A 13580-nucleotide genomic window follows, 5' to 3' on the forward strand; every position below is an offset into this window, starting at 1 on the left:
GCCGCGTGGGCGGATTCTTCTCTGCCGGACCGATTGCGTCCAGCTTATTTTTTCTATCCTTTCAGAAGAAAAAGTAATCAATTAACCGGGAGTGCAAAGCGCTCTTCTCGCTCTTCTTCATGCCAGGTTGGCCCGCCGCAGCTTTGCCCTTAACGTCTCGATCTCGTCCAGCAGGTCGAGCACGACGGCCGCGCCCGCCACCCCAAGCTCCAGGTCGCGCGCGAGCCGCAGCGCCGTGCGGGCACGCTTGAGCGTGGCGCCGTCGAAACGCCAGCGCGGCGCGTCCTCTCCGCGCGGCGTCAGCACGCCCTCCTCCACCAGCGCCACCACCTGTCCAATGTCGGCATGACAGGCCACGCTCAGCTCCACCAGCGTGAACTGCACCTCTTCTTCGACAAGGACGCCATGCAGCTTCGATATGCCTTGATCGCTCATCGCATCAAGCCTCCAGTGAACGGCGCGGGGAAAAACCGCTAAAGGTCTTGGCCATTTCCCGGTACGCATCAGTGGCCTTCTCCGTGTCCGCGGGCGGCAAGACGATCGACAGCACCGCGTACAGGTCGCCGGGCGGCGTGCAGGGAAGGCCCTTGCCCTTGAGCCGCAGCTTGCGGCCCGCCGACGAGCCCGGTGGCACGCTGAGTTGCACGCTGCCGTCCGGCGTGGGTATGCCGACGTTGGCGCCCAGGGCAGCCTCCCATGGGGCCACGGGCAGGTCGAGGTAGACGTCGCGATCGACGACGCGGAACAGCGGATGCGGCGCGATCTCGATTTCGAGATAGAGGTCGCCGGCGGGAGCGTCTCCAAGTCCGGGGCCGCCCTGGCCTGCAAGCCGAAGATGCTGTCCACTGCGAATGCCCTTGGGAATATTGACTTCCAGCTGCCGCTCCTGCAATCGCACGTGCCCGCTGGCGTCTGCCTGGGGCGTGCGCAGCGTGATGGTGCGGCGCCCGCCCCGGTAGACGTCCTGCAGATCGATCTGCACCTTGGCATGGTGATCGCTCCCTGCCATGCGGGCGGCGCCTCGCCCGCCGCGAGACTGCGCATGCCTGGCGCCGAAGAGCGACTCGAAGAAATCGCTGCGATCCAGGTCTTGCTCGAAATCCGCCTCGCCGCCGCTGTATTCGAAGCCGCTATCCCATCCCGGCGGCGGAGTGAACTCGCGGCCGCTCTTGTACCGCGCCCCCACGTCGTCGTAGGCGGCGCGCTTCTCCTCGTCTTTCAGCGCCACGTACGCCTCGGCCACATCCTTGAAGCGGGCCTCCGCATCCGGCTCCTTGCTGACATCCGGGTGATACTTGCGCGCCAGCTTGCGGTAAGCGCGCTTGATTTCATCCTGCGTGGCCGTGGGCTCCACCCCGAGCATCGCGTAGTAATCCTTGTACTCCATGAATGCCCCCGGCAACTGGCGTGCGGAACGCGCACGGCGCTTGGCGAATGATGCGCTTGACCTGCGGCTCTAAGTATAGGCAAAGGCACGGGCACGCGGTTCGATGCGGTTGAGCCTGCGCGCGCTGTCGGCACACGTATCCCGCACGTATCCATAACGTGGCGTGCGCATCTGCGGAACCTGCTATGTTAGCGGCAAGCCAGCTACTGGAGGCATCGGTGAAAGATGTGGCATCCGCCCCGCAAGACGCTGAACAATCATGGCTCGGCAAGCTTGGCCCGGGCTTGATCACCGGCGCGGCCGACGACGATCCCAGCGGCATCGCCACCTATTCGCAGGCGGGCGCGCAGTTTGGCTTCAACATGTTGTGGACAGTGCTGCTCACCTATCCGCTGATGGTGGGCATCCAGGTGGTGAGCGCCAGGATCGGGCGGGTGAGCGGCCATGGGCTGGCCACCAATATCCGCAGGCATTACCCCGCATGGCTCCTGTATGCCGTGGTCAGCCTCTTGCTGGTTGCCAACACGATCAATATCGCGGCCGACGTCTCGGCCATGGGCGAGGCGCTGCGGCTGATCGTGGGCGGGCCGGCCCAGCTTTATGCCGTGGTGTTCGGCACGATCTCGTTGCTGCTGCAGGTGTTCGTTCCCTACCGCCGCTATGTCCGCTTGCTGAAATGGCTCACGCTGGCCTTGCTGGCCTACGTGGCCACGGTGTTTGTCGTGCATATCCCGTGGTCGCAGGTGCTGTCGAAGGCGCTGCTGCCGCATATATCCTCGAAGCCCGAGTACGTCACGACCGTGGTGGCGGTGTTCGGCACCACCATCAGCCCCTACCTGTTCTTCTGGCAAGCATCGCAGGAAGTCGAGGATCAGCTCGCCAGCCCCCGGGGCCGGCCCCTGATCAATGCGCCCTGGCAGGCGCAAGCCAATTTGCGGCGCATCAAGATCGATACCTATATCGGCATGGGCTTCTCGAACCTGGTGGCGTTTTTCATCATCCTGACGACAGCGGTGACGCTCAACCTGCATGGCGTCACTGATATCCAGACCTCGGCACAGGCAGCCACCGCGCTGCGCCCCATTGCCGGCGATTTCGCCTTCATGCTGTTCAGCGCCGGGATCATCGGCACCGGCCTGCTGGCGATTCCCGTGCTGGGCGGATCCTCCGCCTATGCCATGGCAGGCGCCTTCAAATGGAAAAACAGCCTGGAGCGCACGCCGCTGACGGCAAAGGCCTTCTACGGCATCATCGCCGTCTCCACCCTGATCGGCATCGCACTGGGCTTTACCGCGATCGACCCGATCAAGGCGTTGTACTGGAGTGCCGTCATCAACTGCGTGATCTCCGTGCCGATCATGGCAGTGACGATGCTGATGGCGGCGCGCACCGACATCATGGGCGAGTTCGTCATCAGCACAAGGCTGAAGGTGCTAGGCTGGCTCGCCACGCTGATGATGGCCTTGGCTGTCTGCGCGATGCTGGTGACCATGCGCGCCTGAGCAGTGCCTGAGCAGTGCCCGTCAGGCAAGTGCTTGCGCAAAGCGAAGTGCCATGTAAGCCATCTCCGTGTCCGCCATCGTACCGACGCCATGGCCGATCCATGTCAGTCTCGATCCATCGGATGCCGCTTGCAGGGAGATACGATCCCTCGCGAGGCCATGCCGCACGGTTGCATTTGCCTGGGGCAGGCTCGCCCAACGAGCCGCTCCGGCATGTGACAACTGATTGGATCTGAATCGAGGTAACTGACGTGAAAACCATCCATCCCCTGCAATATGCCATCGGCACCGCGTGCATCACCCTCGCGGCCAGCCTGTACGCTCCGCTGAGCCTTGGCGCCACGAACGACACCGGGCCGTCGCCCATGTCGTCGATCAATCCCACCCATGAGCCGGTTGGCGACGCCATGAGCGACACCGCCATCACAACCAACGTCAAGGCCAGTTTGCTTGAACACCAGGCAGGCGCATCGCCTATGCGGTGCTGTCCTTTGGCGGCTTCCTCGGCATGGGCGGAAAGCTCTTCGCCGTGCCCTGGTCCGCGCTCACGCTCGACGTCCAGCGCAAGAGCTTTGTGCTAGGCATCGAGAATCGCGGCGCTGATGGCGCTCGCTGTGACGGCATGCACGGGCCCGGCCGGGCCGCAAGGCGCAACGGGTGGCACCGGAGCACAAGGCAACACCGGCAATACCGGCTACATGGGCGCGACCGGCCAAACGGGCGCAACCCTGGTTCTCTCAGGAGAAATGGAAGGCCAGGATGCTCCTTTTTTTATTGGTCTTGTTACTGCTTGGGCAAACCGGGGCGAACGTACTGTTCAATGAACAATCGGGGGAGTTCACATCGGCACTAGCCGCCAGGGATGCCGGCAGATTCTGGCACTCCATTCTGATTTGCGTCTATGTGCTGATCGCCGCCGTGCCGGTCTACGCCTTCTACTACTTCGTCAGGAACACGCTTGGCGTTCACTGGCGGCGCCGGCTGACCCGCCACTACCTGGATAAGTATTTCAGCAATCATGCGTTCTACAAGCTCAACGCCAGCGCCTCGATCGACAATCCGGACCAGCGCATCTCGGAAGACATCGACACGTTTGCAAATCAATCCTTGTATTTTCTCTTGCTCAGTCTGGGGGCGCTTTTGCAGCTGATTGCGTTCAGCGGTGTGCTCTGGTCGATCTCCAGGCAGCTGGTGCTTTTTCTTGTTGTCTATGCGATTGCTGGCACGTCGATCTCGATCTTCCTGTTCGGTCGGATCCTGATCGGGCTGAATTTCCATCAGCTGAAGCGAGAGGCGGATTTTCGCTTTAGCTTGATCCGGGGGCGCGAGAACGCCGAGTCGATTACCTTTCATCGCGGCGAGACCCAGGAATCCCAGCACGTGCGGGGCCGTTTCGACAATCTCTTCACCAACCTCAACAAACTGATCCGATGGCGGCTGAACCTTAATCTTTTCCAATATGGCTATGCATTTCTCACCATCATGCTGCCGAGTGCCACTGTGGCTTCCCGCGTCCTCTCTGGCGAACTCGAGGTTGGCCGGGCCATCCAGGCAGCCGGCGGGAGAGCAGCGGCGCCTGACCTTTGCCCGCGTGCTGCTCGCCAAACCGCGCCATGCCATGCTGGATGAGGCCACCAGCGCGCTCGACATCGGCAACGAGGAACGCCTTTACTTCCAGCTGTCGACGGGTTCGACAACGCTGGTCAGCGTCAGCCACCGTCCCACTCTACTGAAGTATCACCAGCAGGTGCTGGAGTTGAGGGGCAATGGGGAATGGGCGCGCGCTTCACCCCTCCGGGAGCTACCGCTTTAGCTGGTGAGCTTGCGCACCGCGACGGCCGCAACGCCCCCCCACTCTGTTCATCCTTGTCCGGTGCCGGACAGACAAATGGACTCGCTAAGGCAGGAGCGCACTGAGGATGCCAAGGGCATGACCGCCGTCGGCGACCTCAAGTCCTACGGGGAGATCGCCGATGCGCATGCCGATGGCATCAGGAAGCTCACCCCCGTGTTCCGGGATCTGTACGACAGCATGTCAGATGTGCAGAAGAAGAATGCCGACCTGATCTTCCGGAACCGGCAGCAGCATGCGTCGATGAAGAACTGAAGGCCCGGGCCCGGACGGCAGCCGCAGGTACAAGCGACGCGGCACGGTTCGGGCTTTCGCTCAAGAACAGGAGAGCAAGATGAACACCTCAACAACGCGATCAGGCTGGATGCGCGCGGCGACCATGAAGGCCGCCGCGGCATTCGGCCTGGCGCTGGCACTGGGCGTCGTGTCGACGACGCCGGCCCTCGGCGACGACCACCATTCCGGCCGGAACCATGGCAACCAGCATGTGTCGTCCTATCAGGGACACAACGGCAACGGGCAGGGCAACCAACACTACGATCACTCCCGTGACCACCACGACTATCGCGGCTATCACGGCTATCACGGCTATCACGGCTATCACGGCTATCACGGCAACTACTATGACAATCAGAGCTATGTCTACGCGCCGCCGCCGGTAGCTTACGTGCCCCAGCCCGCGCCCGGCATCAGCCTGTTCTTCCCTCTGCCGTTCCGCTAGCCAGGACAGGCCTGGGCAAGCAGGCAAACCTCCCAGGCAACGAATACGTTGCCTGGCCGCCCGCCGCCGGCGCCTTTGATCTACCACTTTGCCGACCTATATTTTTATATGTGGCTCCGGGATCGTTCCGGGGTTCTCACTTGCGCGGCTGGCGCAAATTGCCTGGCACGTAACCCAATTCAGCATTGGGAGGCAAAGGATGGCATCCATTCACGATCCGAGGGCCAATCAACTCCTTGCCGTATTGCCCGAAGGGGAGTGGTTGCGCCTTGCGCCGCATCTGATCCTGAGCGAGTTGCCCCTGGGCCATGTGGTGTATGAGTCCGGTGACCAGCTCGGGTATGTGTATTTCCCGACCACGGCGATCGTCTCCCTGCTCTACGTGATGGAAGACGGCGCCTCCGCCGAGATCGCCATCGTCGGCAATGAGGGCATTGTCGGCATTGCCTTGTTCATGGGCGGCGAGACAACGCCCAGCCGGGCCATCGTGCAGAGTGCCGGCCATGGCTATCGCCTGAGCGCCAAAGTGCTGAAGCAGGAATTCACGCGCGGCGGCCCCATCCAGCATTTGCTGCTGCGCTACACCCAGGCGCTGATCACCCAGATGGCCCAGACCGCGGTTTGCAACCGGCATCACTCCATCGAGCAGCAACTCTGTCGCTGGCTGCTGCTGAGCATTGACCGGCTGCCGTCCAATGAACTGACGATGACGCAGGAGCTGATCTCGAACATGCTCGGCGTGCGCCGCTCCGGCGTGACCGAGGCGGCCTTGAAACTCCAGAGCGCCGGGCTGATCCGCTACAGCCATGGCCATATCGCGGTGCTCGACCGGCCGGCGCTGGAAAAGCATGCCTGCGAATGCTACGCGGTGGTCAAACGTGAGTTCGACCGCCTGTTGCCTGCCAGGCCGGCGACCTGACCCACACCGGCCGTTGGCAGCCGCTAGTAGCCGCTAGTAGCCGCCGATATCCGTTACTCCTCGCTGGTCCACTCCACCTCGACACCAAGGCTGCGCAGGTTTTCGACGAAGCGCGGATGGGCCCGGCGGATGGGCGCGGCGTTGCGGATCTCCGAACGGCCGTCGATGCTCGCGGCCACCATGAGCAAGGCGATGGCCACGCGGATGATGTAGGGGCTTTCCACCACCGCCGGCGTCAGGGGATTGCCACCAAAGGTGATGAGCCGGTGCGGGTCGGACGAGAACACATGGGCGCCGAACTTCGACAGCTCGCCGGTCCAGCCCAGCGCGCCGTCATACACCTTGTTCCAGAACATGGCGTTGCCCTGCGCGCGCACGCCCAGCGCGATGAAGATGGGCAGCAGGTCAACCGGGAAGTAAGGCCACGGCGCGGCCTCGACCTTGGTCAGCACGTTGCTGGTAAACGGCGTCTGCACTTTCAGGGGGCCGGCGCTGGTGGCGCGGGACCAGCCATCTTCGTGCGTGATCTGCACGCCGAACTTGGCGAAGGTGCGGTCGATCAGCGGGAAATTCCCGGGCGCGCTGTTGCGCACCACGACATCGCCGCCGGTGATGGCGCCCAGCGCCAGGAAGGTGGTGATCTCGTGAAAATCCTCATCGAAGGTGAAGTCGCCACCCGTGAGCTTGTTGCCACCATGCACCGTCAGGCGCGAGGTGCCCATGCCTTCGATGCGCACGCCCATCATCGCCATGAAGCGGCAAAATTCCTGCACATGGGGCTCCGATGCGGCATTGGTGAGCGTGGAAGTGCCACCCGCTGCGGCCGCGCACAGCACGAAGTTCTCCGTTGTGGTGACCGATGCATAGTCAAGCCAATGGTCGGTGGGTGTCAGCTGGCCGGCACTGCGCACCAGCAGCGATCCATCGGCACGCTCCACCTCGCCACCGAAGCGGCGAAAGACATCGACGTGGGGATCGATCTCGCGCACGCCAAGCGTGCAGCCCTTGACGTTGTCCTCCAGCCGGGCCACGCCGAAGCGGGCGAGCAGCGGCGGCACCAGCATGATGGAGGAGCGCATCTCTTCCGGCAGGCGATGGCGGGCCGCGTCGAATACGGTCTCCTGATGGTGCAGCGACAGCGTGCCGCTTGCGTCATCCATATGCACCTTGCTGCCCAAAGCACGGAAGATGTCGAGAATCTTGCGCACATCGGTGATGTCGGGCACGCCATGCAGGCGCAAGGGCTCATCGGTCAGAAGCGTGGCGCAGAGCACAGGAAGCACTGCATTCTTGTTGGCGGAAGGGCTAATACGCCCCCGGAGCGGCTTGCCGCCGTGCACGATGAGATTGGACATGGAATGGGATATTGCGAGACGAGCCCGGACAGGATGGAACAACGCCCAGCATTGTACTTGCACCGCCAAGGGCCGGGATGCCGCCCCTGGCGCGCGGCCTGCGCTAGTGCCCCTGCGGCGGCTGGGCGGATGTATTCCCCGGATCGGCAGGTTGCCGGCTCTGCGGGTCGCGTTCGCCCGGTTGCGTGGTCTTGCGGTCTTCTCCCGGCTGCTCGATATGGCCACAGGCGCGAGGCTTGGCCCGTTGCCTGGCATCAGGCACGGCGTTCTCGATTGTCATCGTCGATCTCCTGTGTTGTGAAGGCCACGGACTCCAAGGGAGCGCAGGCTTGCGCGCAGACGCCGTCTTCGTCCCGAATCACCAGCGACACGCCTCGCCTGGCGGCCATCAGGGCGCCGATGCTTGCCGCTTCGTCCCGCGTTTCATACTCAAGGATCGCGGTGGCGGCCCCGTCGACCTTCAATGCCCAGCCCCCGCGTGCGGGGAACACTACAAAATCGCCAAGCATCTGTTTCTCCGGCTGCGGGCGTTACAGGAAGGTTAGGCAGCGCGCAGGCCCGGGGCAATGGGACGGCGTCCTACAAGCGGCGCGCCTGAAGCACTTTGCGCCGCGATATCATGGTGGGTGCACAAACGCGTGGAGCGACGATGCAGATTGACTGGACGACGATCCGTGGCGGCGATGCCGATGCGCCGCCTGGGCAGGCACCGGGCAGCATCAGCCGCCGCGCGTTCCTGGCGTCAGGTGCTGCACTGGCGCTAGCCGCCTGTGCACAGGGACGCTTTACCGGCGACACCCAGCCGCAGGGTTCAGCCGGCACCAAGGCCGCTAAAGACGCTAACAGCGTCAAAGACGCCTCCGCCTGGAAGCCCTCCCCCACCGCGCTGGTCATCGACATGCACAGCCATGCCGGCCGCGTGATCGTGTCGCGCGATCCCGCCATCGGCGCGGACCGGCCCTTCCTTCCGCTGGCCGCGCCGATGCGCGCGGGCGGCGTGAACGTGATCTGCCTGGCGATTGTGACGGATACCATCGTCACGCGTGTGTCCGCCGATCACAAGCGCTTCGAAGCCTGGCGAACCCCGTCCGAAGGCGAGCTCTACGCGCTTGGCGTGGCCGAATTCGCGCGCGCGCATCAGCTGGTGGAGCGTGAGCAGATGCAAGTGGTGACCGATGCGGCTACGCTGGCCACGCGGGCGCCGGCCGGGCCGTGCGTGATCATCGCGTCGGAGGGCGCGGACTTTCTGGAGGGCAGGCTGGAGCGTGTGGACGAAGCGTACGGCATGCACCAGTTGCGGCACCTGCAGCTCACGCACTACCGCGTCAACGAGCTGGGCGACATCCAGACGGAGGCGCCGGTACACGGGGGCCTGACGGATTTCGGCGCGGATGTGGTGCGGCGCTGCAATACCTTGGGCATCGTCGTCGATGTCGCGCACGGCACCTATGACCTGGTCAAGCGCGCCGCCGCCATCTCCACCAAGCCGCTGGTGATTTCGCACTCCGCGCTGGCGACGCGCCCCAGCCTGCGCAGCCGGCTGATCACGCCCGATCACGCACGCGTGATCGCGGGCACCGGTGGCGTGATCGGGGTCTGGCCCAGCACGGGCACCTTCCGCGACCTGCCTGCGATGGCGCTAGGCATCAAGCGCATGGCCGACGTGGTTGGGGTGGATCATGTGGGCGTGGGAACTGACATGCTCGGCTTCATCTCGCCGCCGGTGCTCCGGACCTACGATCAGTTGCCCTTGCTGGCCGCCGCGCTGCTGGCGGCAGGCTTCACGCAAGAGGAAGCTGGCAAGGTGCTCGGCGGCAATTACCGCCGGGTGTTCGAAGCGTCCGTGGGGTAGCGGGGACCTGCGCCTACTGCGTGCGCCGTCCCGCCTTGCCCTCACCCTGCGCATCCTGTGTATCGCTGGCCCGCGACCGGCGGTACGCCTCCCGCCCGGCATAGACAGCGCCGGCGGCAAACATCAGCGCCAGCGCAAACCAGGTGATCGCATAAACGAGGTGGTTGTTGTTGAACGTGATCACGGTCAGCCCACCTACCGGCCAGGTGCGCTTGCTGGCGTCCCCGAGCGGCACGGCCGCGTCTGCATCGATGAAGTAAGGCGCCACGTTGCGCAGGCCGCGCGCGGCGGCAATGGCCGGCACATCGCGCGCGTACCAGCGCCCGGCCGCCGGATCGTTGGTGCGCAGAAAGCCGTTGCCGGGCTCGCTGAAGCGCAACAAGCCGGTGACGGTGGTCTCGCCGGTGGGGTCGCCCCCGCCGCGCTTGGCGCGCTCGCTCAGCTCAGGCGGCACAAAGCCGCGGTTGACCAGCACCACATTGCCGTCCGCCGTGCGCAACGGCGTCACCACCCAGAAGCCGCCACCGAGCTCCGTCACGGCCTGCACCAGGGTCTCGCTGTCGTTCAGGAAGGTGCCGGTGAGCTGCACGCGGCGGTACTCGTCGGCGGCCTTGGTGAGCCGCGGCCACTGATCCGCGCCGGGCGCAGCCGTGGCGGGAGCATGCACGCGCGCGTTCACGCGTTCGATGAGGTCGAGCTTCCACGCGCGGCGCTCGACTTGCCAGACGCCAAGCGAGAGCAGCCCGGCTACCGCCACGATGGCGAGCAGGGCAAACGCCGCAAGCGCGCCAGTGGCGCGCTTGCGGGAAGGCGGGTTGGATTGGGCTACGCCCTGCTGCCGGGCCGTCAAGGCAGGTTCTTCATGTCGTGCATTGGCATCATGTTCTGGTCGAGGTGGAACATTACCCAAAGCGAGCCGCTCAGCGCGATGACCACCAGCACGATCGTGAAGATCAACGCCAGCATGGTCCATCCGCCCTCAGACCTCGCATTCATATGCAGGAAATATATCATGTGGACGACGATCTGCACCGCGGCGCAGCCCAGCAGGAACAACGCGGTGGTGCTGGATTTATCGAAAACCTTGGCCATCACCAGCCAGAACGGGATCGCCGTGAGCACCACCGCGAGCACGAAGCCCGTCATGTAGCCCTTGAAGGTGCTATGGCTGACCTCGCCATCGTGGCCGTGGTCGTCATGGCCATGCCCGTGGCCATGGGGATCGCCTGCAAGGGCATTGTCATGCGCGTTCATGGCAGCACTCCCATCAGGTAGACGAAGGTAAACACACCGATCCAGACCACGTCCAGAAAGTGCCAGAACATGGACAGGCACATCAGGCGGCGCTTGTTCTCCGGGATCAGCCCGTGCTGCCCCACCTGCACCATCAGCGTGATGAGCCAGACGATGCCAACCGTCACGTGCAGCCCGTGGGTGCCCACCAGCGTGAAAAATGAGGACAGGAACGCGCTGCGCTGCGGCCCCGCGCCGTCATGGACCAGGTGCGCGAACTCGTAGAGCTCCAGGCTGATGAACGCCGCGCCCAGCAAGCCGGTGATGCCGAGCCAGATCAGGGTGGTGCGCACCTGCGCCTTCTGCATCTCCAGCACGGCAAAGCCGTAGGTGATCGACGACAGCAGCAGCATGGTGGTGTTCAGCGCCACGAGCGGCAGCTCGAACAGCTCGGCGCCCGTGGGGCCGCCGGCGTAGCGCCGCCCCACCACGCCGTACACGGCGAACAGGCTGGCGAAGATGAGGCAGTCGCTCATCAGGTACAGCCAGAAGCCGAGCAACGTGCCGTTCTGCGGATGCACCTCGCTGGTCGCGTAGAAGCTTAGCTCGCTCTGGCGCGGGGTGTCCGGCATGCTCACATCGCCGGGGCCATAGGGGGCGGTGGTATCAACCATGGGTGGCAAGCAGGCGCGTGCGCTCTGCCTCGGTACGCACGACGTCGTCGGCCGGGATGTAGAAATCGCGCTTGTAGTTGAAGGTGTGGCCGATCGCCACGATCAGGATGGCAACAAAGGACACGATCACAAGCAGCCACATGTGCCAGATCAGGGCAAAGCCGAGCACGGTGCTCAGCCCTGCCAGGATGATGCCCGCGCTGGTGTTCTTCGGCATGTGGATCGGAATAAAGCCCTGCTGTGGCCGCTGGTAGTGGTGCTCTTTCATCTGCCACCACGCGTCGTTGTCATGGATGACCGGGGTAAAGGCAAAGTTGTATTGCGGCGGCGGCGATGAGGTCGACCACTCCAGCGTGCGGCCGTCCCACGGATCGCCCGTGGTGTCGCGCAGCGATTCGCGCCGGCGGTAGCTGACCACCAGCTGGATCAGGAAGCAGCCGATGCCTAGCGCGATCAGGAACGCGCCGAATGCCGCCAGCTGGAACCAGATCTGCAGGGACGCGTCCTCGAAGTGGCTCATGCGGCGGGTCACGCCCATCAGCCCGAGCACGTAAAGCGGCATGAAGGCAACGTAGAAGCCAACCAGCCAGAACCAGAACGAGCACTTGCCCCAGAACGGATCCAGCCGGTAGCCGAAGGCCTTGGGAAACCAGTAGGTGATGCCCGCCATCAACCCGAACAGCACGCCGCCAATGATCACGTTATGGAAGTGCGCGATCAGGAAGAGGCTGTTGTGCAAGGAAAAATCCGCTGGCGGCACGGCGAGCAGCACGCCGGTCATGCCGCCGATCACGAAGGTGACCATGAAGCCGATGGTCCAGAGCATCGGCACCTCGAAGCGGATGCGCCCGTGGTACATGGTGAACAGCCAGTTGAACATCTTGGCCCCGGTCGGGATCGAGATGATCATGGTGGTGATGCCGAAGAACGAATTGACGCTGGCGCCCGATCCCATGGTGAAGAAATGGTGCAGCCAGACCAGGTAGGAGAGCACGGTGATCACCACCGTGGCGTACACCATCGACGCGTAGCCGAACAAGCGCTTGCGGCAGAACGTGGAAACCACTTCCGAGAAGATGCCGAACGCGGGCAGCACCAGGATGTACACCTCCGGGTGGCCCCAGATCCAGATCAGGTTCACGTACATCATGGCGTTGCCGCCAAGATCGTTGGTGAAGAAGTTGGTGCCTGCATAGCGGTCCAGCGCCAGCAGGGCCAGCACGGCGGTGAGCACCGGGAAGGCGGCGATGATCAGCACGTTGGTGCACAGCGCGGTCCAGGTAAACACTGGCATCTTCATCATGGTCATGCCGGGCGCGCGCATCTTGACGATGGTCACGAGCAGGTTGATGCCCGATAGCAACGTGCCCAGCCCGGCGACCTGCAAGGACCAGATGTAATAGTCCACGCCCACGTCCGGACTCTGCAGCACGCCCGACAGCGGTGGATACGCCAGCCACCCGGTGCGCGCGAACTCGCCGACGAACAGCGACATCATCACCAGCACGGCGCCGCCAACCGTCATCCAGAAGCTGAAGTTGTTGAGAAAAGGAAAGGCAACGTCGCGCGCGCCGATCTGCAGCGGCACGACAAAGTTCATGAGCCCGGTGACCAGCGGCATGGCCACGAAGAAGATCATGATCACGCCGTGCGCGGTGAAGACCTGGTCATAGTGGTGCGGCGGAAGGTAGCCCAGCGAATCGCCAAAGGAGACCGATTGCTGCAGCCGCATCATGACCGCATCGGCAAAGCCGCGCAGCAGCATGACGATGCCCAGCACGACATACATGATGCCGATCTTCTTGTGGTCGATGCTGGTGAACCACTCGCGCCAGAGGTAGCCCCACGCTCGCAGGTAGGTCAGTGCGCCAACCAGCGCCAGGCCCCCGATCGCGACGGCCGCGAAGGTCGCCAGCAGGATGGGCTCGTGATAGGGAATTGCCTCCCAGGTGAGGCGGCCGAATACCAGTTGCGTCAGGTCGAGGTGCTCGGGCATTGTGTCACCAGGGCCGCAAGGGCGTTGTTTCAGGAATCGGGGAGCAGCGGGTCATTGTTGCAACATCATCGGGCAAAGTCATCGGGCAA

At 63.9% G+C, this 13580-nt stretch carries 15 protein-coding genes and 1 pseudogene; 7 read left to right on the forward strand and 9 right to left on the reverse strand.

Features of this window, described 5'->3' with window-relative positions:
• Window positions 1-117: 117 nt before the first annotated feature.
• Window positions 118-435 carry a chaperone modulator CbpM gene (locus A9975_RS12045; RefSeq protein ID WP_220810712.1) on the reverse strand — a complete coding sequence of 106 codons (318 nt, stop codon included), beginning with the start codon at window positions 433-435 and terminating at the stop codon, window positions 118-120.
• A gap of 4 nt (window positions 436-439) precedes the next feature.
• Window positions 440-1387, reverse strand: coding sequence for a DnaJ C-terminal domain-containing protein (locus tag A9975_RS12050; RefSeq protein ID WP_183032877.1), 948 nt, complete (start codon window positions 1385-1387; stop codon window positions 440-442).
• Between the two features lie 185 nt (window positions 1388-1572).
• Between A9975_RS12050 and A9975_RS12055 the strand changes: the two genes are divergently transcribed.
• From A9975_RS12055 to A9975_RS12080, 6 genes and pseudogenes are all read left to right on the forward strand, one after another.
• Window positions 1573-2889, forward strand: coding sequence for an NRAMP family divalent metal transporter (locus A9975_RS12055; RefSeq protein ID WP_183032878.1), 1317 nt, complete (start codon window positions 1573-1575; stop codon window positions 2887-2889).
• Window positions 2890-3355: 466 nt separating this feature from the next.
• Window positions 3356-3473 (forward strand): annotated as a pseudogene (locus tag A9975_RS12060) (PRC-barrel domain-containing protein); the annotation flags it as partial.
• A 175-nt stretch (window positions 3474-3648) separates the two neighbouring features.
• Window positions 3649-4518, forward strand: coding sequence for an SbmA/BacA-like family transporter (locus A9975_RS12065; RefSeq protein ID WP_370564440.1), 870 nt, complete (start codon window positions 3649-3651; stop codon window positions 4516-4518).
• 259 nt (window positions 4519-4777) lie between these two features.
• Window positions 4778-4996: a hypothetical protein gene (locus tag A9975_RS12070; RefSeq protein ID WP_255503173.1), complete on the forward strand. Its 219-nt coding sequence runs from the start codon at window positions 4778-4780 to the stop codon at window positions 4994-4996.
• Window positions 4997-5075: 79 nt separating this feature from the next.
• Window positions 5076-5462: a hypothetical protein gene (locus A9975_RS12075; RefSeq protein WP_183032879.1), complete on the forward strand. Its 387-nt coding sequence runs from the start codon at window positions 5076-5078 to the stop codon at window positions 5460-5462.
• Between the two features lie 199 nt (window positions 5463-5661).
• Entirely contained in the window at window positions 5662-6381 is a 720-nt protein-coding gene (locus A9975_RS12080) for a Crp/Fnr family transcriptional regulator (protein ID WP_183032880.1), read from the forward strand.
• 53 nt (window positions 6382-6434) lie between these two features.
• On the opposite strand, the gene A9975_RS12085 is transcribed toward A9975_RS12080, so the two are convergent.
• From A9975_RS12085 to A9975_RS12095, 3 genes are all read right to left on the reverse strand, one after another.
• Window positions 6435-7736, reverse strand: a complete 1302-nt coding sequence (locus A9975_RS12085; protein ID WP_183032881.1) for a UDP-N-acetylglucosamine 1-carboxyvinyltransferase — start codon at window positions 7734-7736, stop codon at window positions 6435-6437.
• Between the two features lie 103 nt (window positions 7737-7839).
• Window positions 7840-8016 (reverse strand): hypothetical protein, encoded by a 177-nt coding sequence (locus tag A9975_RS12090; protein WP_183032882.1) that lies wholly within the window; start codon window positions 8014-8016, stop codon window positions 7840-7842.
• Complete coding sequence (locus A9975_RS12095) at window positions 7991-8245, reverse strand: DUF2188 domain-containing protein (RefSeq protein ID WP_183032883.1); 255 nt, start codon at window positions 8243-8245, stop codon at window positions 7991-7993. Before A9975_RS12095 ends, A9975_RS12090 begins: the two co-directional genes overlap by 26 nt.
• A 140-nt stretch (window positions 8246-8385) precedes the next feature.
• Between A9975_RS12095 and A9975_RS12100 the strand changes: the two genes are divergently transcribed.
• Window positions 8386-9588, forward strand: a complete 1203-nt coding sequence (locus tag A9975_RS12100; protein WP_183032884.1) for a dipeptidase — start codon at window positions 8386-8388, stop codon at window positions 9586-9588.
• Window positions 9589-9601: 13 nt separating this feature from the next.
• Here the strand turns inward: A9975_RS12100 and A9975_RS12105 are convergent, their stop codons facing one another.
• Genes A9975_RS12105 through cyoB form a run of 4 tightly spaced genes read right to left on the reverse strand, consistent with a single transcriptional unit; the run spans window position 9602 to window position 13491 of the window.
• Window positions 9602-10438, reverse strand: coding sequence for an SURF1 family protein (locus A9975_RS12105; RefSeq protein WP_183032885.1), 837 nt, complete (start codon window positions 10436-10438; stop codon window positions 9602-9604).
• Window positions 10435-10842 (reverse strand): cytochrome o ubiquinol oxidase subunit IV, encoded by a 408-nt coding sequence (gene cyoD / locus A9975_RS12110; RefSeq protein WP_043353083.1) that lies wholly within the window; start codon window positions 10840-10842, stop codon window positions 10435-10437. The genes A9975_RS12105 and cyoD overlap by 4 nt, the downstream gene beginning before the upstream one ends.
• Entirely contained in the window at window positions 10839-11495 is a 657-nt protein-coding gene (gene cyoC / locus A9975_RS12115) for a cytochrome o ubiquinol oxidase subunit III (protein ID WP_183032886.1), read from the reverse strand. Before cyoC ends, cyoD begins: the two co-directional genes overlap by 4 nt.
• Complete coding sequence (cyoB, locus tag A9975_RS12120) at window positions 11488-13491, reverse strand: cytochrome o ubiquinol oxidase subunit I (RefSeq protein ID WP_183032887.1); 2004 nt, start codon at window positions 13489-13491, stop codon at window positions 11488-11490. Before cyoB ends, cyoC begins: the two co-directional genes overlap by 8 nt.
• Window positions 13492-13580 lie beyond the last annotated feature (89 nt).

This window comes from Cupriavidus sp. UME77 (assembly GCF_014170355.1).
GTDB classification, from domain to species: Bacteria; Pseudomonadota; Gammaproteobacteria; order Burkholderiales; family Burkholderiaceae; genus Cupriavidus; species Cupriavidus basilensis.

What these genes read in the sequence shown, in the direction of transcription:
- A9975_RS12095 (WP_183032883.1), bottom strand. Translation starts at nt 8,245, where the DNA reads ATGCTTGGCGATTTTGTAGTGTTCCCCGCACGCGGGGGCTGGGCATTG.
- A9975_RS12065 (WP_370564440.1), top strand. Translation starts at nt 3,649, where the DNA reads ATGCTCCTTTTTTTATTGGTCTTGTTACTGCTTGGGCAAACCGGGGCG.
- A9975_RS12075 (WP_183032879.1), top strand. Translation starts at nt 5,076, where the DNA reads ATGAACACCTCAACAACGCGATCAGGCTGGATGCGCGCGGCGACCATG.
- A9975_RS12090 (WP_183032882.1), bottom strand. Translation starts at nt 8,016, where the DNA reads ATGACAATCGAGAACGCCGTGCCTGATGCCAGGCAACGGGCCAAGCCT.
- cyoD (WP_043353083.1), bottom strand. Translation starts at nt 10,842, where the DNA reads ATGAACGCGCATGACAATGCCCTTGCAGGCGATCCCCATGGCCACGGG.
- cyoB (WP_183032887.1), bottom strand. Translation starts at nt 13,491, where the DNA reads ATGCCCGAGCACCTCGACCTGACGCAACTGGTATTCGGCCGCCTCACC.
- A9975_RS12070 (WP_255503173.1), top strand. Translation starts at nt 4,778, where the DNA reads ATGGACTCGCTAAGGCAGGAGCGCACTGAGGATGCCAAGGGCATGACC.
- A9975_RS12100 (WP_183032884.1), top strand. Translation starts at nt 8,386, where the DNA reads ATGCAGATTGACTGGACGACGATCCGTGGCGGCGATGCCGATGCGCCG.
- A9975_RS12085 (WP_183032881.1), bottom strand. Translation starts at nt 7,736, where the DNA reads ATGTCCAATCTCATCGTGCACGGCGGCAAGCCGCTCCGGGGGCGTATT.
- cyoC (WP_183032886.1), bottom strand. Translation starts at nt 11,495, where the DNA reads ATGGTTGATACCACCGCCCCCTATGGCCCCGGCGATGTGAGCATGCCG.
- A9975_RS12080 (WP_183032880.1), top strand. Translation starts at nt 5,662, where the DNA reads ATGGCATCCATTCACGATCCGAGGGCCAATCAACTCCTTGCCGTATTG.
- A9975_RS12055 (WP_183032878.1), top strand. Translation starts at nt 1,573, where the DNA reads ATGTTAGCGGCAAGCCAGCTACTGGAGGCATCGGTGAAAGATGTGGCA.
- A9975_RS12045 (WP_220810712.1), bottom strand. Translation starts at nt 435, where the DNA reads ATGAGCGATCAAGGCATATCGAAGCTGCATGGCGTCCTTGTCGAAGAA.
- A9975_RS12050 (WP_183032877.1), bottom strand. Translation starts at nt 1,387, where the DNA reads ATGGAGTACAAGGATTACTACGCGATGCTCGGGGTGGAGCCCACGGCC.